The sequence below is a fragment of the Bradyrhizobium sp. 191 genome (genome assembly GCF_023100985.1).
Taxonomy (GTDB): Bacteria; Pseudomonadota; Alphaproteobacteria; order Rhizobiales; family Xanthobacteraceae; genus Bradyrhizobium; species Bradyrhizobium diversitatis.
Window position 1 is genome coordinate 5,780,401 of sequence record NZ_CP064692.1, and the last position, 18,403, is coordinate 5,798,803.

General features: G+C 65.3%; 15 protein-coding genes. 6 read left to right on the forward strand and 9 right to left on the reverse strand.

The genetic code is table 11. The annotated features are described in order from the left end of the window. Nucleotides 1-257 precede the first annotated feature (257 nt). Nucleotides 258-1,763 (forward strand): glycosyltransferase family 39 protein, encoded by a 1,506-nt coding sequence (locus IVB23_RS26965; RefSeq protein ID WP_247804970.1) that lies wholly within the window; start codon nt 258-260, stop codon nt 1,761-1,763. Nucleotides 1,764-1,970: 207 nt separating this feature from the next. Here the strand turns inward: IVB23_RS26965 and IVB23_RS26970 are convergent, their stop codons facing one another. After that, entirely contained in the window at nt 1,971-2,999 is a 1,029-nt protein-coding gene (locus tag IVB23_RS26970; protein WP_197967181.1) for a TIGR01620 family protein, read from the reverse strand. After that, complete coding sequence (locus IVB23_RS26975; RefSeq protein ID WP_247800621.1) at nt 2,996-4,465, reverse strand: YcjX family protein; 1,470 nt, start codon at nt 4,463-4,465, stop codon at nt 2,996-2,998. Before IVB23_RS26975 ends, IVB23_RS26970 begins: the two co-directional genes overlap by 4 nt. Nucleotides 4,466-4,646: 181 nt before the next feature. Between IVB23_RS26975 and IVB23_RS26980 the strand changes: the two genes are divergently transcribed. Both IVB23_RS26980 and IVB23_RS26985 read left to right on the forward strand, forming a co-directional pair. Next, entirely contained in the window at nt 4,647-5,342 is a 696-nt protein-coding gene (locus tag IVB23_RS26980) for a hemolysin III family protein (protein WP_061878960.1), read from the forward strand. Nucleotides 5,343-5,397: 55 nt separating this feature from the next. Further along, nucleotides 5,398-6,192 carry an SDR family oxidoreductase gene (locus tag IVB23_RS26985; RefSeq protein WP_131869338.1) on the forward strand — a complete coding sequence of 265 codons (795 nt, stop codon included), beginning with the start codon at nt 5,398-5,400 and terminating at the stop codon, nt 6,190-6,192. A 192-nt stretch (nt 6,193-6,384) separates the two neighbouring features. Here the strand turns inward: IVB23_RS26985 and IVB23_RS26990 are convergent, their stop codons facing one another. Further along, nucleotides 6,385-6,840: a MarR family transcriptional regulator gene (locus tag IVB23_RS26990; protein ID WP_247800622.1), complete on the reverse strand. Its 456-nt coding sequence runs from the start codon at nt 6,838-6,840 to the stop codon at nt 6,385-6,387. A 75-nt stretch (nt 6,841-6,915) separates the two neighbouring features. Between IVB23_RS26990 and IVB23_RS26995 the strand changes: the two genes are divergently transcribed. Further along, nucleotides 6,916-7,692, forward strand: coding sequence for a glucose 1-dehydrogenase (locus IVB23_RS26995; RefSeq protein ID WP_197967185.1), 777 nt, complete (start codon nt 6,916-6,918; stop codon nt 7,690-7,692). A 168-nt stretch (nt 7,693-7,860) separates the two neighbouring features. On the opposite strand, the gene mdlC is transcribed toward IVB23_RS26995, so the two are convergent. From mdlC to IVB23_RS27015, 4 genes are all read right to left on the reverse strand, one after another. Continuing rightward, on the reverse strand, nt 7,861-9,495 hold the full coding sequence (mdlC, locus tag IVB23_RS27000; RefSeq protein WP_247800623.1) for a benzoylformate decarboxylase: 1,635 nt from the start codon (nt 9,493-9,495) through the stop codon (nt 7,861-7,863). A 139-nt stretch (nt 9,496-9,634) separates the two neighbouring features. After that, the gene (locus IVB23_RS27005) at nt 9,635-10,486 is read right to left on the reverse strand and encodes a MaoC family dehydratase N-terminal domain-containing protein (protein WP_247800624.1); all 852 of its coding nucleotides are present in this window, start codon (nt 10,484-10,486) and stop codon (nt 9,635-9,637) included. After that, nucleotides 10,483-11,601: a CaiB/BaiF CoA-transferase family protein gene (locus IVB23_RS27010; RefSeq protein ID WP_247800625.1), complete on the reverse strand. Its 1,119-nt coding sequence runs from the start codon at nt 11,599-11,601 to the stop codon at nt 10,483-10,485. The genes IVB23_RS27005 and IVB23_RS27010 overlap by 4 nt, the downstream gene beginning before the upstream one ends. 9 nt (nt 11,602-11,610) lie before the next feature. Next, the gene (locus IVB23_RS27015) at nt 11,611-12,780 is read right to left on the reverse strand and encodes an acyl-CoA dehydrogenase family protein (RefSeq protein WP_247800626.1); all 1,170 of its coding nucleotides are present in this window, start codon (nt 12,778-12,780) and stop codon (nt 11,611-11,613) included. 125 nt (nt 12,781-12,905) lie between these two features. On the opposite strand from IVB23_RS27015, the gene IVB23_RS27020 reads away from it, so the two are divergent. Beyond that, complete coding sequence (locus tag IVB23_RS27020; RefSeq protein ID WP_247800627.1) at nt 12,906-13,826, forward strand: LysR substrate-binding domain-containing protein; 921 nt, start codon at nt 12,906-12,908, stop codon at nt 13,824-13,826. A gap of 395 nt (nt 13,827-14,221) precedes the next feature. Here IVB23_RS27020 and IVB23_RS27025 read toward each other — a convergent pair whose 3' ends face one another. Continuing rightward, nucleotides 14,222-15,496 (reverse strand): cytochrome P450, encoded by a 1,275-nt coding sequence (locus IVB23_RS27025; RefSeq protein WP_197967190.1) that lies wholly within the window; start codon nt 15,494-15,496, stop codon nt 14,222-14,224. A gap of 183 nt (nt 15,497-15,679) precedes the next feature. Next, complete coding sequence (locus tag IVB23_RS27030) at nt 15,680-16,945, reverse strand: cytochrome P450 (RefSeq protein ID WP_247800628.1); 1,266 nt, start codon at nt 16,943-16,945, stop codon at nt 15,680-15,682. A 311-nt stretch (nt 16,946-17,256) separates the two neighbouring features. Here IVB23_RS27030 and IVB23_RS27035 point away from each other — a divergent pair, with 311 nt between their 5' ends. Then, nucleotides 17,257-18,402 (forward strand): YjgN family protein, encoded by a 1,146-nt coding sequence (locus tag IVB23_RS27035; RefSeq protein WP_247804971.1) that lies wholly within the window; start codon nt 17,257-17,259, stop codon nt 18,400-18,402. The last annotated feature ends 1 nt before the right edge of the window (nt 18,403 follow it).

Here is an 18,403-nt window from a genome sequence, read left to right on the forward strand (position 1 = left end):
GGCTGGTAACTCCGAGTCCTCGCCAAACCCCCTCCTGTGGCTATGGGTCCCGGATCTGCGCTCCGCTCTAGACAACGCTACGCGTTGTCGGGAGCTGCGCTTGTCCGGGACGACTCGGGGAGCGAGCTTGCCCCACATTGACTCCCCCTCTCAAGTCGGGGAAAAGCGCGGCCGTGACGATCGCTCCCGACATTTCTGCGAAGCCGGACGGCGCCGAACGTCGTCTCATCCTCGTTGCCGCAGCGATCATCGCCGCGATGACGGTGATGCGCATCGTCTACGCCTCCGCCATCGAACTGCGCACGGACGAGGCCTATTACTGGACCTGGTCGAAGGAAACGGCGCTCAGCTTTCTCGATCATCCCCCCGGCGTCGCCTGGATGATCCGCCTCAGTACCGCGATCTTCGGCGACACTGCGCTCGGCGTCCGCTTCGGCGGCATCGTCGCCATGCTGGTGACACAGCTGCTGCTCGCCGACATCGTCCGTCGCCTCACCCATGATGCGCGCGCGATCATGTTCGCGGTGCTGATGCCGGAGGCCGCGCTCTATTACGGCCTGCTGATGGCCAAGGTCGCGCCCGATGTCGCGATGATTCCGTGTGCGATGGCGATGGTGTGGTCGCTTGTGCGGCTCGCACAGGGCGGCGACGGCCGCTGGTGGCTCGCGGCGGGCCTGTTCGCAGGCCTTTCGATGCTGTCGAAATTCACCGCGATCATGTTCGCGCCGGCGGTTGCCGCCTTCCTGCTGGTGCCGGATTGGCGCTGGCGCTGGCTGCGGAGCCCTTATCCTTACCTTGCCGTGCTGGTTGCGATCGCCGTGTTCTCGCCGGTCCTGATCTGGAATGCGCAGCACGACTGGGCCTCGTTCCGCTTCCAGGGCGTGCGCGCCACGGCCAATTACGGCATCTCGCTGCGGACGATCGGCGATTACATTGGTCTGCAATTCGGCCTGGTCGGCTTCGTCATGCTGCCGGTGGTTCTGACGGGCCTGGTGCTGACGGCCTGGCGCGGCTATCGCACGCGCGAGCCGGTCGCAATCCTGCTGTCGACCGCCGTGCTGGTGCCGTTCCTCTATTTCCTTGCGAAGTCGATGACGCTCCGGGTCGGCGACACCTGGCCAATGTTCATGTGGCCGGTCGGCTTCGCGGCCACCGGGGTGAACCTCGCAACGATGACGAAAGAGGGATGGTCGGCCCGGATGCTCAAATCGTCACTGTTCTGGGCCAGGACTGCAATCGTCTCGGGCATCGCCTTCGTCGTCGTCGTGTTTCTCTATTACGTCGCCGCGCCATGGAACTTCCTCGGCAGGATCGATCCGATCGGCGCCGAGGCCGGCTATGAGCAGGTCGCCGCGCGCGTGCAGGCCGCGCTGGATGAGACCGGCGCGACCTGGATCGCAACGTCGGACTACCGCACCTACGCCATGATGCGCTGGCTGTTCAGGGGCCGCGTGCCCGTGATCGAGATCAACGAGCGCGGCCGCTTCCAGGATTTCCGCGATCCCGGCATGGACAGGATCAAGGACCATGCGGGCGTCTATGTCGGGCGCGCGCCGGACGATCGTTCGTCGCTGTGGCAGAACATCCCGGCCAGGCGCGAGCAGCTCGGCGACGCCGAGCGCCGCTGGCGCGGCCTCGTGATGGACACCTATGTGCTTGAAAAGCTCACCGGCTGGACCCCGGAGCTGTCACCGCCGAAGGACTCGCCGCTGTTCCAGTGGCGGGTGTTGGCGGGGGAGTTTGAAGAGCGTTCGCTCGGATAGAGCGGCAGACCTCTTTCCCTTCTCCCCTTGTGGGAGAAGGTGGCATAGGCGGCCTTCGGCCGCCGTTCTCAAGAACGCCGAAGCGGAGCTCGGCTATGGCGCCGGATGAGGGGTATCTATCCACACGGCAAAAGCTGCGTACGCGGAGAGATACCCCTCACCCGTCTCGCACAAGGGGAGAGGTGACAGAGAGCGCGTGGCGAGAGGCTACTCTTCCTCATCCTTCTTCCGTATCAAATCCGTCGCCAAATCCGACAGTTTCGGCGGCGGTAGTGCCGCGAACGGCAATGGCCTCGTCACGTCGATCGCGGCAAGGCCCAATCGGGCCGTCAGCAATCCATTCAGCACGCCTTCACCCAGCCGCTGCGACAGCTTCGCCGCGATGCCATGGCCGAGCATCTGCTGCACCAGGCTGTCGCTCGCGGCCATGCCGCCGGTGATGGCGAGATGGGCGATGACGTGACGGAGCAGGCGGATCATGCCGAGCGCGCCAGGGCGGCCGCCATAGAGATAGGCGAGCTGGCGGATCAGGCGCAGCGCGGCGACGAACACGAACAGCACGTCGATCGCCGCGCGGGGCGAGACCGCTGTGACGATCGAGACCTTTTGCGCGGCTGACGACACCAGCCGCCGCGCTTCCGCATCCAGCGGGGACATCAGTTCGCGCTCGGCGAGCCGGATCATGTCGGCGCCGTCGATGATCTCGCCGGCATGGCTTTCCAGCGTGGCGCGGGCCCGCGCGAGCTGCGGGTTCTGGTGCGCGATCTTCAGCAGGTCCTGCACGATGACGCGACTCTCGGCGCGATCGTCACTGGCGAGCACGTCGGCGGCGCGCTGATGCAGCTTCTCGATTGTTGCGAGGCGCGCCAGTCCAAACGCCTCGCGTCCGATCACGACGGCAAGCGCCGACGCAGTGACGAGCGCAAAGGCAAGCCCGACGTAGCCGAGGCTCTCGCTGCGCGCGAACAAATCCTCGATCAGATGGACGACGCCGAGCCCGACCCCGAGCAGCGTCAACCCGGCGAGGCCGGACCAGAACAGCGCGCCCCAGGGAAAGCGGCGCCGCGCGGGAAGTGTGGCCTGAATCGGCACCGGCAGCGTCGATGGATCGTTCTCCGGCGTGATCTGGATCGTGCCGCGACCGAGCCGTCCCGTCTCGTCGGCCTCGGTGACGACGACGCCGGGATCGTCGAGCCGGAACGTCGCCGGCCGCCGCTGCTGGGATCGCTCCGTCATGACAGCTTGTCTCCGATCAGGAACTGCAGGGCACGGTCAAGGCGGATGTGTGGCAGTGTGGGCTCGTCGTTGCCCTCGCGTTCGAGCTTGGGCGGGCGGAAGCGCAGGAAGCGGAAGTCGCTTGTCTCGGCCGCCTCCGTCGAGAGCCCGCGGAATGCATCGGTGTCGTTGAACAGCGGCTCGGGATCGACGGGTAGATCCCCCGGAAAGGTCGCGACTTCCGTGTTGCCGTCGAAGAACTCGCCGCCGGCGCTTTCGCCCGCGGCCGGTGTTCCCAGGATCGACGGCAATTTGTCGCGGCCACGGGACACCTGCGCCTCGCGCGTGGCGCGGACGGCGGCGAGTGCAACGACGTCGATCGCCGCACCGGTATTTTCCGCGCGCGCAACCGCGCCCGATACGGCGCGGCGCAGCACGGCCTCGAGCCGGTCATGGCTGGAATGATGCAGATGGTCCGCCTTGGTCGCCGCAAACAGGATGCGGTCGATGCGCGGCCGGAACAGGCTGGAGAGCAAGGTGCTGCGGCCGATGTTGAAGCAGCCGAGAATGCCGGCAAGCGCGGCTTCGAGATCGTGCAGCGCCTCGGGGCCCGAGTTGAATGCGGCGAGTGCATCCGCCAGCACGATCTGGCGATCGAGCCGCGCGAAATGATCGCGGAAGAACGGCCGCACCACGACATCCTTGTAGGCCTCGAAACGGCGCACCATCATCGCCCAGAGCGAGCCGTCGGGCGCTTGTCCGCCAGCGGGCAGATCGAGCGGCGCAAAGGTCAGTGCGGGGGAGCCTGCGAGATTGCCGGGCATCAGGAAGCGGCCCGGCGGCAACAGGCTCATCGCGAAGCGCTCCTCGCGGCACGCGCGCAGATAATCGGTGAAAAGCTTTGCTTCCGTCAGCGTCGCCTGCTCGTCCTCGCGCGCTTCGGGCTTGAGCGTTGCGAGATGCGCGTGCCAGTCCGCCGCGAGATGCGCCCGCGGTGCCTCGCGCGACAGCGCCAGGCTTTCCGCCGACCATTGCTCATAGCTTTTCTGCAGCAGCGGCAGATCGAGCAGCCATTCGCCGGGATAGTCGACGATATCGAGCGTCAAATTGCGGTCCGCGCCGTTCGGGCGCTGGTACTCGATCACGAGCCTGAGCTCGCTGATGTCGACCGTCGAGTTCGGCCAGCGCCGTTCCTCGATCAGCGCGCGCAGGTGGTTCTCATAGGCAAAGCGCGGCACGGCGTCGTCCGGCTGTGGCGCCAGATGCGCCCGCGCGATGCGGCCGGAGGCATAGGCTTCGAACACCGGAAACCGGCCGCCGCGCGTCAGGCCGTGGATCAGGGCGGTGATGAATACGGTCTTACCCGCCCGTGACAGCCCGGTGACGCCGAGCCGCACCGTGGGGTTGAAGAAGTGCTCGCCATAGTCGATCAGCGCCCTTGCCGACAGCCGCGCCTCTTCGACCATATCCTGGAAACTGAATGCCATATGAACGTAAGAGGATCCGGGGCGGGAGGAATGTGCGGCCGATCACAAAAGTGGCAATTGCGTGAGGAAAATCAAGCTCCATACTTCCACCGCCTTTGTCGGCCAGTCAGCCGTTTGAACGATGTGCCGATCCCGAAGCACCCATACAAGAGGACGATTGCCTCACGTTAGCGGATTGCCCATGACCGTCTTCCAATTGAAAGAGTTCGCATCCAGCTCCGTCCACGCCGCAGCCGACATGGTCGGCTGGCATTACGACCGTGCCGAGCTGATCGCCGACGGTGTCATCCACGCGGTCGGCGTCTTCGCCGGTATCGTCGCCGCGACCGTGCTGGTGGTGCTGACGGCGATCTATGCGGATGCGACCGACGTCGTCGGCGTCTCGATCTACGTCGCCGGCCTGCTCTCGATGCTGGTGCTGTCGGCGACCTATAATCTCTGGCCGGTCTCGCCGGCCAAATGGCTGCTGCGCCGGTTCGACCATTCCGCGATCTATCTGCTGATCGCGGCGACCTACACGCCGTTCATCCTGGAGGTGAAGGACAGCGTGTTCGCGTTGGTGCTGCTCGCCGGGGTCTGGTGCGTGGCAATCCTCGGCATCGTGTTGAAGCTTCTCTATCCCGGCCGGTTCGACCGGGTCTCGGTCGGCATCTACCTCGCGATGGGCTGGAGCGGCATGATGCTCTACGACGCCGTGGTCAGGGCGTTGCCCGCGCTGGTGCTGGGCTTCATCGTTGCGGGCGGCCTGCTCTACAGCTTCGGCGTGATCTTCCACGCCTGGCGGCGTCTGCGATTCCAGAATGCGATCTGGCACGGCTTTGTCTTGGCCGGCGCGGCATGCCATTATACCGCGGTGCTCGACCTCGTGTTGAGCTGAGCAGGTTTCCCGCGAAGCGGGATAAGAAACGCGGTAAGGCAAGAGGAGACGTCGCATGCAGGTGACCGGCAAGGTCGTGGTCGTCACGGGCGGCGCAAACGGCATCGGCAAGGCGCTGTGCGAGGCCTTTCACCATGCGGGCGCAGCCAAGGTTGTGGTCGCGGACATGGACGCCGCCAATGCGCGGGCGGTCGCAGCCATGGTTGATGGCGCCGCCTTCAAATGCGACGTCGCTCAGGAAAAGGACATCGCTCACGTCATCGAGGAGACCGAACGTCAGTTCGGGCCGATCGAGCTGTTCTGCTCCAATGCCGGCATCGGCGGCGGTTTCGATCCGATGTCGGAAAATGCCGGCGGCGCCTCGGATGAACCCTGGCAGCGCAGCTGGGCGATCCACGTCATGGCCCACGTCTACGCGGCGCGGCATCTCGTCCCCCGCATGAGGGCGCGCGGCGGCGGCTATTTCCTCAACACCATCTCGGCCGCGGGCCTGCTGTCGCAGGTCGGCAGCCCCGCTTATTCGACGACCAAGCACGCTGCAGTCGGCTTTGCCGAGAATCTCGCGATCTCGCACAAGGCCCACAACATCAAGGTCTCGATCCTCTGCCCGCAGGGCGTCGACACCAACATGCTGCGCTCGATCCCCAAGGGCCCGCAATCCGGCGACGGCGACCTGACGCCGGAGCAGGTGGCGAAAGACGTGCTCGCCGGCCTCGAACAGGAAACGTTCCTGATCCTGCCGCACCCGCAGGTGCTCGGCTACATGCGCAAGAAGACCGAGAATTACGACCGCTGGATCGGCGGCATGGCCAAGATCCAGGCGAAGATGCGGGAAGAGTTCGGGAAGTGACCGTTAGGGGCGGTCCAATTGAGGCTAGCTCGCGCCAACTCCTCGCTGTCGTCCCTGCGAACGCAGGGACCCATAACCACAGGGAGAAGTTTGGCGGAGGCTGCTAGTTGCCGTTGCCGCGGTACTGACGCCCCACTTCCTCGATAGATCACGCGGTATGGGTCCCTGCGTTCGCAGGGACGACACCGGTGACTAGGCTGCAGCCTCATGCTCCTCCCGGCTCGCCCTCAGCGCCCGCGCATAGAGCATCATGCCCTCGCGCACGATGCGCTGCTCGGCCGGCGTCAACGCCGCCAGCGCACCACGCACCTGCTGCCGCCCGAATGCATGCAGCGCTTCCAGCGTTCGGCGGCCTTTCGCCGTCAGCGACAACAGCTTGCTGCGTGCATCAAGCTCGTCCGGCGTCTCCCTGACCTCGCCGCAGTCGATCAGCTTGCGCACCAGGCGGCTGACGCTCGATTTCTCCAGACGCAGGAAATCACCGAGCTCGCCTGATGTCATCGGGCCGCGGATGCCGATTTCCAGGATGGTGTGGACCGCCGAGGGCGGATAGTCCGATGCCGCCACCGTCGCGTCCATGAAGCCGAGCTCGCGCACCATCAGGCGCGACGCGGCGCGGATGTCGTCGATCAGCGAAAGCTCGGCCATCTTGACTCCCGGCATATAGTTGTATCATACAACTAAATGGGCGCAACGCCGCGCGCAAGCGTTTTGGAGTGGACGATGAGCGGAACTTTGCCAACCGGGATGCGGATGAGGGGCAAGGTCTGCCTCGTCACGGGCGGCGGCAGCGGCATCGGCCGCGCCACGGCGATGAGGATGGCGTCCGAAGGCGCCGAAGCGATTTTCGTCGCCGGCCGGCGCGAAGCCGAGATCGACGCCGCCGCCTCGGCGTGCCGTGAGCTCGGTGCGGAGGCCGTGCCGGTCAAGACCGATATCACTGAGGAGGACGACGTCGCGCGCATGGTGCGCGCGGCGGTCGAGCGCTGCGGCCGGCTCGACGTTGCCTTCAACAATGCCGGATTCCAGGAGCGCCGCGCGCCGCTGGAGGAGCAGGGCACGGAGATCTACGATAACGTGTTCAATACCAATGTCCGCGCGCTGTTCCTGTGCCTGCGCCACCAACTGCCGGCAATGCTGGCGCAGGGGCGCGGCAGCATCGTCGTCAACGCCTCCGTCAGCGGCGTGCGCAATCCCAATCCCGGCTTCTCGCTTTATTCGGCCTCGAAAGCCGCCGCGATCTCGCTGACGCGCTCGGCCGCGATGGAGAACGCGCCTCGCGGTATCCGCATCAACGCCATCGCCCCCGGCCGCGTCGTCACCGACATGATGCTGCGTGCCGGCGTCGGCGATGTCGCAACCGTCAGCGCCGGCCTGCCGCTGCGGCGGATGGGAAGCCCAGAAGAAGTGGCGGAAGCCGTGGTGTGGCTGTCGTCCGACGCGTCATCCTATGTCGTCGGGCATGTGCTGGCGGCGGACGGCGGATTTCTGGCGTCGTGATGTCGAGGTGGCGCGACAAATTCAGTGTCGTCCCTGCGAACGTAGGGACCCATATCCCCAGGGAGAAGTTTGGCGAAGACTGGTAGTGTTTCTGCCCGCGGTACTGACACCTGCGCTTGACTGACAGATCACGCGGTATGGATCCCTGCGTTCGCAGGGACGACATCCTCAATGCTTCTGCCCGTACAACACCGGCACCGCTGAATCGACGATGACCTCGACGAGGCTCGTGCCTGCATAGGCCATCCCGCGTTTCAGCGCTTCGCCCAGCTCCGCCGCCTTGGTCACCCGCACCGCATGGCAGCCCATGCCTTCGGCGAGTCGCACGAAATCGATTCCCGGCAGCTCCAGCCCGGGCACGTTGCGCACCTGCATCACCTGGCTGAACGAGCGCATCGCGCCGTAGCCGGAATTGTTGATGACGACGACGGTGAGCGGCAGCTTGCGCTGCGCCGCGGTCCACAGCGCCTGGATCGAATACATCGCCGAGCCGTCGCCGATCAGGCAGACGGTGCGGCTGCTCGGCTTGCCGAGCGCCATGCCGACGGCGGCGGGCAGGGAGTAGCCGAGACCGCCGCTCGACATGGTGTAGAAGCTGTCCTGGCCGCGCATCGGCATGAACTTCTGCATCGCCGGCCGGTGCGAGGGCACTTCCTCGACCAGTGACGCCCCGTCCGGCATCGCTTGCGACAGCGAGTGCAGCAGGAATTCGACCGGCAACGGATCGGCGGCTTGCGGTGCCGGCGGCAGCGTCCGGCCCTTCGGCGCCGCGCGCTTGCTCTCCGGCAGCAACTCGAGCAGCATGGCGAGCGCCGGCTTCATCGTCGCGATGATGCTGGTGCCGACCGGCGTCACCGCGGCGGCATCCGGATCATCGGTGATCTGAAAAATGGTCGCCGCGCCATCGAAGATCGCGGCATGGCCCTCGACATGGAACGTGAACACGGGCGCGCCGACGACCACGACGAGATCGTGCGCGCGTAGCGCATCGGAGAGCTGCGCGGGCGAAGCATGCAGGAAGCCCGCGAATTGCGGATGCCGCTCGGGGAACGAGCAGCGCGCAGAGAACGGGCTCACCCAGACGCTGGCTTTCGCTTTCTCGGCGACGCGCATCATCAGGTCGACCGCGCCGGCGCGGTCGACGCCGGGGCCGACGACGAGGGCGGGGTGTTTTGCGGAGCCGAGTGCGGCAACCAGCGCCTTCATCGCGTCAGCCTCCGGACCGATCTCCCGGCTGACCTTGCGCGCTTCGATCGGAGCAGCCGCATGCGCCCAGTCGTCTATCGGGATCGACACGAAGGCCGGCCCGCATGGCGGCTGCATCGCGGTGTAATAGGCCCGCGCGATCGCGGCCGGCACGTCCTCGGGCCGGGCCGGCTCGACGCTGTATTTGACGTAAGGCCGCGGGAATTCCGAGGCGCGCTCGGCATAGAGGAACGCCTGCAAGGGCAGGATCGATCGCGCCTGCTGGCCCGCGGTGATCACCAGCGGCGTCTGGTTGCGATGCGCGGTATAGATGTTGCCGAGCGCGTTGCCGACGCCGGCCGCCGAATGCAGGTTGACGAAGCCGGCATTGCGCGTCGCCTGCGCATAGCCGTCGGCCATGCCGACCGCGGACGCCTCCTGCAGCGCCAGCACATAGTCGATATCGTCAGGCCAGTCGCTAAGGAACGGCAGTTCGGTCGAGCCGGGGTTGCCGAACACTTTTGTGATGCCGAAGGCCCGCAGCAGGTCGAGCGTTGCCTGCTTCACGGTGACGGACTTGCTGCCGCTCTTGCCAAAGCTCTTGCCGTTCTTGGCCATGGTTTCCGTCCCTGTTGCTTCTCGCCGCTATCAGCCCCACTCGTCATTGCGAGCGAAGCGAAGCAATCCAGACTGCCTCAAAGGTGACAGTCTGGATTGCTTCGTCGCAAGAGCTCCTCGCAATGACGGGGAGAGACTGTCACCACACCGCCATGCCCTTCATCGTCGGCTGTCCCTCCGCGTTCGCGGTCCACAGCTCCATGCCCGCCTCGATCTCATTGGCATTGACCGAGAACTCGCTGCCCTCGAACAGCGGCTGCAGGCCGCGATAGGTAAACTTCTTCGGCGCCTTGCCGCCGCGAAGCTTGGCCGCCATTTCGACGATCAGCGCCGCCTGCAGTGGTCCGTGGAAGATCAGGCCCGGATAACCCTCGACCTTGGTGACGTAGTCACGGTCGTAATGGATGCGGTGGCCGTTGAATGTCAGCGCGGAGTAGCGAAACAGCAGCACGGGATCGGACACATGCGTCTCGCGGTGCTGCGCCTTCGGCGGCGGAGGCGGCGCCTTGCCGCCAGCCGGCGTGCTGCCGGTCATCTCGCGGTAGACGATGTCCTGCCGCTCGCGGATCGCCGTGCCCCTCGGCGAGGAGATGCTGTGCTCGACCGAGACGAAGCACAGCGTGCCGGTCGAGCCTGACTTGACCTGCACATCGGCGATGCGCGAGGTCCGCGTCGATTCATCGCCAACCTGCAGCGGCTGCAGGAATTCGATCTCGCCGCCGGCCCACATCCGGCGCGGCAGCGGCACCGGCGGCAGGAAGCCGCCACGGGTCGGGTGACCGTCGGGGCCGAGCATCGACATCGGAAACACCGGCTGCGCCAGGCACCAATGCACCGTGAACGGCGCGGCGTCGCCTTTCTTGGGTTCGCTGACCTCCTGGAACAGCGTTGCACGCAAGCCCATCACGAGCTGCGCGGTGACGATGTCGGTGGCATCCTGGCTGCGGCCGATCCATTGCCGCAAATGATCGATGTCGAGCTTCTCGGTCATGACGCCTCGCTCTGTGACTTCTTCTGGGGCTTTTCGCCGATCGCGGGCACGGCGCCGTAGCTCCGCGTCTCGCCAACGATGATCGGCGCCGGCGCGGGATAGCTGACACGGCCGTTCGGCGTGTCGACCTCGATCCGCCGCAGATGCGGATGGTTGGCGAGGTCGGCCATGGTGTTGACCTCGGCAAACGCAATGTCGGCATCCGACAGCCGCTTCAGCAGCTCATCGCGCGTCATCCTGCCGAAGGCATCCGCCACCGTCTGGTCGGTGAAGTCGCGGTTGCGCACGCGCTCGACCATGTTGGCAACGCGCGGATCGGCCGGCAGATCGGGCTGGTCCAGCACCTTGGCGCACAGCGTCTTCCACTCGCGCTCGCTCTGGATCGAGATCAAAATGTCCTTGCCGTCCTTGGAGGTGAACACGCCATAGGGCGCGATCGAGGGATGGCGCAGGCCCATCCGCTTGGGCGGGTTGCCGGCTTCGGAGTTGAGCAGCGGCACGGTGCACCAGTCCGCCATCACGTCGAACATGGAGATGCGGATATCGGCGCCCTTGCCGGTGCGCCCGCGCGCGATCAGCGCTTCCAGGATCGCCGCATGGGCGGTGGCGCCGGTCGCCACATCCACGATCGACATGCCGACGCGCGAGGCGCCGTCGGGATTGCCGGTGATCGAGGCAAGCCCGCTCTCGGCCTGGATCAGCAAGTCGTAGGCCTTGCGATGCGCATAGGGTCCCTCGTCGCCATAGCCCGTGATGGTGCAGGAAATCAGCTTGGGATAGTCCTTCAACAGCCGCTCGCGCGAGAAGCCGAGCTTGTCCATCGAGCCGGGCTTGAGGTTCTGGATCAGCACGTCGGCGCCGGCGATCAGCTTCTCCAGCTCGTCGCGGCCTTCCCTTGTCGTGAGGTCAACCACCGCGGATTGCTTGCCGCGGTTGAGCCAGACGAAATAGCTGCTCTGGCCCTTGGCCGCCGCGTCATAGCCGCGGGCGAAATCGCCTTCGGGCCGCTCGATCTTGATCACCTCCGCGCCGGCATCGGCCAGGCGCGAGGAGCAGAACGGCGCCGCGACCGCCTGCTCGACCGCGATCACCCTGATCCCGTCAAGTGCTCCCATGGCCGGACCTCAGTACGAGCGCGGCATGCCGAGCACATGCTCGGCGACGAAGGACAGCACGAGGTTGGTCGAGATCGGCGCCACCTGGTAAAGCCGCGTCTCGCGGAACTTGCGCTCCACGTCGTATTCCTCGGCGAAGCCGAAGCCGCCATGGGTCTGGATGCAGGCATTCGCCGCTTCCCATGACGCATCCGCCGCCAGCATCTTGGCCATGTTGGCCTCGGCGCCGCAGTCGAGCCCGGCCTCGTATTTGCGCGTGGCTTCCTTCACCATCAGCTCGGCCGCCCGCATCGAGGCGTAGGCCTTGGCGATCGGGAACTGGATGCCCTGGTTCTGGCCGATCGGCCGGCCGAACACGGCGCGCTCCTTGGCGTAGTTCGTTGCCTTCGCGATGAACCACTTTGCGTCGCCGACGCATTCGGCCGCGATCAGGATGCGCTCGGCATTCATGCCGGAGAGGATGTAGCGAAAGCCCTTGCCTTCCTCGCCGATCAGATTCTCCGCCGGCACCCTCATGTCGGTGAAGAACACTTCGGTGGTGGCGTGGTTCATCATGGTGCGGATCGGGCGGATCTCGAGGCCGTTGTTCTTGGCCTCGCGCATGTCGACGATGAACACCGACAGGCCGTCGGTGCGCTTCTTGACCTGGTCCTTCGGCGTGGTGCGCGCCAGCAGCACCATCAGATCGGAATGCTCGGCGCGGCTGGTCCAGATCTTCTGGCCGTTGACGATGTAGCTGTCGTTGCCGTCCTTGCGCGCGAACGTCTTCAGCGAGGAGGTGTCGGTGCCGCTGGTCGGCTCGGTGACGCCGAACGCCTGCAGGCGCAACTCGCCGCTCGCGATCTTCGGCAGGTATTTTGCCTTCTGCTCGGCATTGCCGTGCCGGAGCACCGTGCCCATCGTGTACATCTGGGCATGGCAGCCGCCGCCGTTGCAGCCGGCGCGCTGGATCTCTTCCAGGATCGCCGCGGCGGCCGACAGCTTCAGGCCCGCGCCGCCATATTCCTCGGGGATCAGCACCGAGAGATAGCCGGCCTCGGTCAGCGCATCCACGAAAGCCTTGGGGTAAGCCATCTCGCGATCGAGCTTGCGCCAATATTCGCCGGGGAACTGGGCGCAGAGCTTGGCAACGGCCTCGCGAATGTCGGCGTGATCTTCGGTGTGGTGTTCTTGACTCATGGCGTTTCCATTCGGTAGCGGCAGTTAAGATAACGCCGGCCAATCCCCTGGCGTTGTGAAAACAACGCCAGCCCCCTATGCTCATTTGCTATAGCGTATGGAGTAGCCTTCCAGGATTGGCAAGCATGGATTTCCGGCAGCTCAGGACCTTCAGTTGCGTGGCGGAGCTCGGCAGCCTCTCCAAGGCGTCCGATACGCTGCGCGTGGCGCAGCCGGCGCTCTCCAGGCAGATCAAGCTGCTGGAACACGAGCTGCGCACCGATCTGTTCACCCGCAACGGCCGCGGCATGGTGCTGACCGAGGCCGGGCGGCTTCTGCTCGCTCGCACCTCCGGCATCGTGCGGCAGATCGACCAGATCCGGGACGACCTCCAGTCGGCCAAGGGGCCGCCCTCGGGCCAGGTGGTGCTTGGTCTCGTTCCCACCGTGAGCTGCGTGCTGTCGGCGCGCTTTGCACGGCGCTGCGTCGAAAAATTTCCCGGCATCTCGCTGCGCATCGTCGAGAGCTACAGCGGCCATCTGGTCGAATGGCTGCATCGCGGCGAGATGGACCTCGCCATCCTCTACGGCCGCTCGGCCGATCTGCATCTCAATGTCCAGAGCCTGGGACGCGACAACATCGTCGCGGTCGGCCCGCGCGGCTGTGGGCTGGCCCGCAGGAAGAGCGTCGACGTCGGCTGGCTGCTGCGCCAGCGCCTGGTGCTGCCCTCTCATTCCCACGGTCTCCGCGCGCTGATCGAGCATGCGGCGGCCCAGCGCAAGATCAAGCTCGACGTCCAGCTCGAGGCGGATTCCTTCCGCGTGCTGACGAGCCTGGTCGAGGAGGGCCTCGGCTTCGCGCTGCTGCCGCCCTCGTCGGTCCATGGCGAGGTCGCGGACGGGCGGCTTGAAACCGCGCCTGTCTCCAGGCCGATGACGCGCGAGCTCATCTTTGCTTCTCCGATCGACCGCCCGGCCTCGACGGCCTCGCTCGCCATCACCGCCCTCCTGCGCGAGGAGGTCGCCGCCTGCCGCAAGGAAGGCGTGTGGGACATCAAGTTGAGTTGAGCGCCGGTGCTTTCTTCGCCTCTCCCCGCTTGCGGGGAGAGGCCGGAATTTGCGCAGCAAATTCCGGGTGAGGGGGAGTCTCCGCGAGTCCAACTGTCACCGCCCCCGTGGAGACTCCCCCTCACCCCCAACCCTCTCCCCGCAAGCGGGGCGAGGGAGCACACCGATGTCTCGGCTGTGGTTTAGGACACCAGGGCCCAGCTTTGCCTTCGCATCTGGCGCGAGCTGTCATGCCGGAATTTTATAGCTGGACCGGTCGCAGCGCTTGCCGCGGCCCTTGTGACACGCAGATGTGGCCTCGTCATTGCGAGCGCAGCGAAGCAATCCAGGAAACCCTCCGCGGCGGCAGTCTGGATTGCTTCGCTGCGCTCGCAATGACGGAGGATAGAGCGAGCCTATCCCGGAATCCTTACCGGCAGCGTCTCGTATCCCTTGATGAAGCTGGAATAGATCCGCTTCGGCTCGCCGACCACCTCAATGCGCTCGAACCGCTTCAGCATCTCCTCCCAGACGATCCGCAGCTGCAATTCGGCGAGGCGCATGCCGACGCAGCGGTGGATGCCGAAGCCGAAGGAGAGGTGGGTGCGCGGGCGCGGGCGGTCGATGATGAACTCGTTCGGCTTCTCGAACATCTCCTCGTCGCGGTTGCCCGAGACGTACCACATCACGACGCGGTCGCCCTTGCGGATCGGCTTGCCGCCGATCTCGGTGTCCTGCAATGCGGTGCGCCGCATATGCGCCAGCGGCGTCTGCCAGCGGATCACTTCCGGCACCATGGAATCGATCAGCTCCGGATTGGCGCGGAGCTTGTCATACTGCTCCGGGTTCTCGTTCAGTGCCAGCACCGAGCCGGTCATGGTGTTGCGCGTGGTGTCGTTGCCGCCGACGATGAGCAGGATGATGTTGCCCATGAGGTTGTCGGGGTCCATGTGGCGCGTGGCCTCGTTGTGCGCCATCAGCGACAGCAGGTCGTTGCGCGGCGCGGAGTTGACGCGCTCGTTCCACAGCTTCGACATGTAGGCGTAGCACTCGTCCATCTCGCGGCGGCGCTCCTCGGCGGAGGCGACGATGCCGCTCTTGGGCAGCGCGGTCGAGACGTCGGACCAGCGCGTCAGCTTGCGCCGCTCTTCCCAGGGGAAGTCGAACAGCGTCGCCAGCATCTGCGTCGTCAGCTCGATCGAGACGCGCTCGACGAAATTGAAGGTCTCGTTGCGCGGCAGATTGTCCAGCACGGTCTGCGAGCGCTGCCGGATCAATCTCGCCAGCTCGTCCAGATGCTGAGGGGTGAACATCGGCGAGACCGTCTTGCGCTGCGCCGAATGCTTCGGCTGGTCCATCGCGATGAAGCTTGGATAGTCGTAGCCTTCCGGCACGTCGCGGATCGAGATGCCGCCGAGCTTCGAATCCGAAGAGAAGATGCCGTGATTGGTGTCGACATGCATGATGTCGTCGTACTTCACCACCGACCAGTACGGCTCGATCGGCGCGTTGGTGCAGTAATGCACCGGCTCTTCCTTGCGCAGCCGCTCGAACCACGGCCACAGCGTGTCGTCCTGGAACAGCCGGGGCGCGCCGGGATGGAATTGCGAAAGCGGCGTCGCATAGGCCTCCTCGCGCGCCCTGCGCATGCGTTCGGCCTTGTCCACTTTAACCGGCGCTTGGATGTTCATGGTGTTAGCTCCAGTTGGTTCTCTTTTTTCGCCTCTCCCCGCTTGCGGGGAGAGGCCGGATTGCATCGAAGATGCAATCCGGGTGAGGGGGACTCTCCGCGAGTCCAATTCTCTCCGTCTCCGTGGAGACTCCCCCTCACCCCAACCCTCTCCCCGCAAGCGGGGAGAGGGGGAGTTCTTCGTTCACGCCGCAATCTTCACCGGCAACGTCTCAAGCCCCTTCACGAAGCTCGAATAGACCCGCCTGGGCTCGCCGACCACATCAATATGGTCGAATCGCCTAAGGATTTCCTCCCAAATAATCTTGAGTTGAAGCTCGGCAAGCCACAGGCCGACGCAACGGTGGATGCCGAAGCCGAAGGAGAGGTGCGTGCGCGGGCGGGCGCGGTCGATGATGAAATCGTAGGGCTTTTCGATCACCTCCTCGTCGCGGTTGCCCGAAACGTACCACATTACGACCTTGTCACCCTTCTTGATCTGCTTGCCGCGGAATTCGAAGTCGGAGAGCGCCGTGCGCCGCATATGCGCGAGCGGCGTCTGCCAGCGGATCACCTCGGGCACGAAGCTGTCGAGCAGATCGGGGTTCTCGCGCAGCTTGCGATACTGCTCCGGATGCTGGCTCAGCGCGTAGATCGAGCCCGACATGGTGTTGCGGGTGGTGTCGTTGCCGCCGACGATCAAAAGGATGAGATTGCCGAGGAAGTTCCTGGCGTCCATGTCGCGCGTGGCGGCACTGTGCGCCATCATCGACAACAGGTCGCTCTTCGGCGGCTGCTCGATGCGCTCCTTCCAGAGGCGGGAGAAATAGGCCGCGCATTCCGTCAGCTCGGCCATCCGTTCGTCCTCGGTGGCGACGAGGCCGTCGGGGCCGGGAATGGTGGTGGCGATGTCCGACCAGCGCGTCAGCTTGCGGCGGTCCTCCCAGGGGAAGTCGAACAGCACCGCCAGCATCTGCGTCGTCAGCTCGATCGAGACGCGGTCGACCCAGTCGAACACCTCGCCGCGGGGCAGGTTGTCCAGGCACTCGGCCGAGCGCTTGCGGATGTTGATCGCGAGATTGTCCAGATGCGTCGGCGTGAACATCGGCGCCACGGTCTTGCGCTGGGCCGCATGGCGCGGCGGGTCCATCGAGATGAAGCTCTCGCGGCGCAAATCCGGATCGATGTCGCGGATGGTGATGCCGCCGAGCGCGGAGGCCGAGGAGAACACGGCATGGTTGGTCTCGATCTCCATGATGTCGTTGTAGCGCGTTACCGACCAATACGGCCCGAACATCGAGTCCTTGCAGTAATGCACCGGATCGTCCCGGCGCAGGCGATCGAAATAGGGCCAGAACGTATCCGTCCTGAACAACTCCGGGTCGCCCGGATCGAACCGCTCCAGCGGCAGTGACGTGGCGCGCGCGCGAAGTGCGTCGAGCTTGGTCGCGCTCTCGATGGTCCCGTGCATGACCATTCTCCCTAACCTGAACCGCGCGTTCTCGTTGAATTCTGCGCTGCGGTATTTGATTTGCAATTACAGCCGGTTGTCTGCGTCGGGGCAAGGGAGAGTTTTGCCACATCCAACCTTCACGAGAGCGTCGGATGGCCGTCACGCCGCCACGCGAACGTGACCTCCCGCACGCCGCGCGGTGGAGAATCATGCAAGAACCCTATCGGAATCGAGGTAAATCGAACCGGTCCAGCTTGGGGATTGACTAACCTCTGATCTATAGTTTGACCGCAACAGATCCGCATCCCGAGGTTGCTGCCGTGAACGACATGCAATGGACCCCCGTTGGGTCCGAACCCTTACCGCCGCCGCTGCCGCCCACGCGGGACGATTTCTCCGGCAACCGCTCCGAGTTCCGCAGAATGGTCACCAGGGGTGCCATGCTGGAGCTCGTCACCTTCGGTTTCTACCGGTTCTGGCTGGTCACCGACATTCGCCGCCATCTGTGGGCCAACACGGCGATCGACGGCGATGCGGCCGAATATACCGGGCGGGCCAAGGAGCTTTTGATCGGCTTCCTGGTCGCGCTCGCGATCCTGGTGCCGATCTATCTCGCCTACTTTCTGATCGGCATCGAGTTCGAACGCTGGCAGGGATTCGCCTCGTTGCCGCTGTTCATCGGCTTCTACGCCTTCGGTCAGTTCGCGATCTTTCGCGCGCGGCGCTACCGGCTGACGCGCACGGTCTGGCGCGGCGTGCGGTTCTGGATGGACGGCTCGGGCTGGGCCTATTCGCTCCGCGCCATGCTGTGGGGCTTGCTCGTGTTTCTGACGCTCGGCCTGGCGCTGCCGTGGCGCGCAGCTGCGCTCGAGCGCTACAAGATGCAGCACACCCATTATGGCGAGCTCTCCGGCGACTTCGAGGGCGACGGCTGGACGTTCTTCAAGCGCGGCTGGTGGCTGTGGCTGCTCAGCCCGGTCGCGCTCGTGATCTTCCCGCTGGCGCCGTTCCTCTACGCCGAATTCAAGGCCCGCGAATGGCGCTGGTGGCTCGACGGCATCCGCATCGGCGGCGTCAGCCTGTCCTCGGATCTGCCGCACGACGCCTTCTACGGCCTGTATTGGAAGGTGGTCGGCTGGTGGACGCTGCTCTCGGCCGCGTTCGGTGCTTACATGGTCGGCGGTACCTTGCTCGTCGTCCAGCTCACCGGCGTGCCGGTCGATCAGGTATTCGAGTCTGGCGACGGCGCGAACAGCATCCCGGTGGTGGCAATGATGGTGATCGGCTATTTCGCCGTAGCGCTGGCCATCAACATCGTCATGCGCGTCTATCTCCAGCGCGATCTCTGGGCGAAGGTGCTGGAGACGGTCGAGGTGCACGACATCGCGGCCGCGGCGAATGTGCAGGGGCGCGGCGAACTCGCCGGCGCGCTCGGCGAAGGGTTTGCCGATGGACTGGATGTTGCAGGATTCTGAA

What these genes read in the sequence shown, in the direction of transcription:
- IVB23_RS26965 (WP_247804970.1), top strand. Translation starts at nt 258, where the DNA reads ATGACGGTGATGCGCATCGTCTACGCCTCCGCCATCGAACTGCGCACG.
- IVB23_RS26970 (WP_197967181.1), bottom strand. Translation starts at nt 2,999, where the DNA reads ATGACGGAGCGATCCCAGCAGCGGCGGCCGGCGACGTTCCGGCTCGAC.
- IVB23_RS26975 (WP_247800621.1), bottom strand. Translation starts at nt 4,465, where the DNA reads ATGGCATTCAGTTTCCAGGATATGGTCGAAGAGGCGCGGCTGTCGGCA.
- IVB23_RS26980 (WP_061878960.1), top strand. Translation starts at nt 4,647, where the DNA reads ATGACCGTCTTCCAATTGAAAGAGTTCGCATCCAGCTCCGTCCACGCC.
- IVB23_RS26985 (WP_131869338.1), top strand. Translation starts at nt 5,398, where the DNA reads ATGCAGGTGACCGGCAAGGTCGTGGTCGTCACGGGCGGCGCAAACGGC.
- IVB23_RS26990 (WP_247800622.1), bottom strand. Translation starts at nt 6,840, where the DNA reads ATGGCCGAGCTTTCGCTGATCGACGACATCCGCGCCGCGTCGCGCCTG.
- IVB23_RS26995 (WP_197967185.1), top strand. Translation starts at nt 6,916, where the DNA reads ATGAGCGGAACTTTGCCAACCGGGATGCGGATGAGGGGCAAGGTCTGC.
- mdlC (WP_247800623.1), bottom strand. Translation starts at nt 9,495, where the DNA reads ATGGCCAAGAACGGCAAGAGCTTTGGCAAGAGCGGCAGCAAGTCCGTC.
- IVB23_RS27005 (WP_247800624.1), bottom strand. Translation starts at nt 10,486, where the DNA reads ATGACCGAGAAGCTCGACATCGATCATTTGCGGCAATGGATCGGCCGC.
- IVB23_RS27010 (WP_247800625.1), bottom strand. Translation starts at nt 11,601, where the DNA reads ATGGGAGCACTTGACGGGATCAGGGTGATCGCGGTCGAGCAGGCGGTC.
- IVB23_RS27015 (WP_247800626.1), bottom strand. Translation starts at nt 12,780, where the DNA reads ATGAGTCAAGAACACCACACCGAAGATCACGCCGACATTCGCGAGGCC.
- IVB23_RS27020 (WP_247800627.1), top strand. Translation starts at nt 12,906, where the DNA reads ATGGATTTCCGGCAGCTCAGGACCTTCAGTTGCGTGGCGGAGCTCGGC.
- IVB23_RS27025 (WP_197967190.1), bottom strand. Translation starts at nt 15,496, where the DNA reads ATGAACATCCAAGCGCCGGTTAAAGTGGACAAGGCCGAACGCATGCGC.
- IVB23_RS27030 (WP_247800628.1), bottom strand. Translation starts at nt 16,945, where the DNA reads ATGCACGGGACCATCGAGAGCGCGACCAAGCTCGACGCACTTCGCGCG.
- IVB23_RS27035 (WP_247804971.1), top strand. Translation starts at nt 17,257, where the DNA reads ATGCAATGGACCCCCGTTGGGTCCGAACCCTTACCGCCGCCGCTGCCG.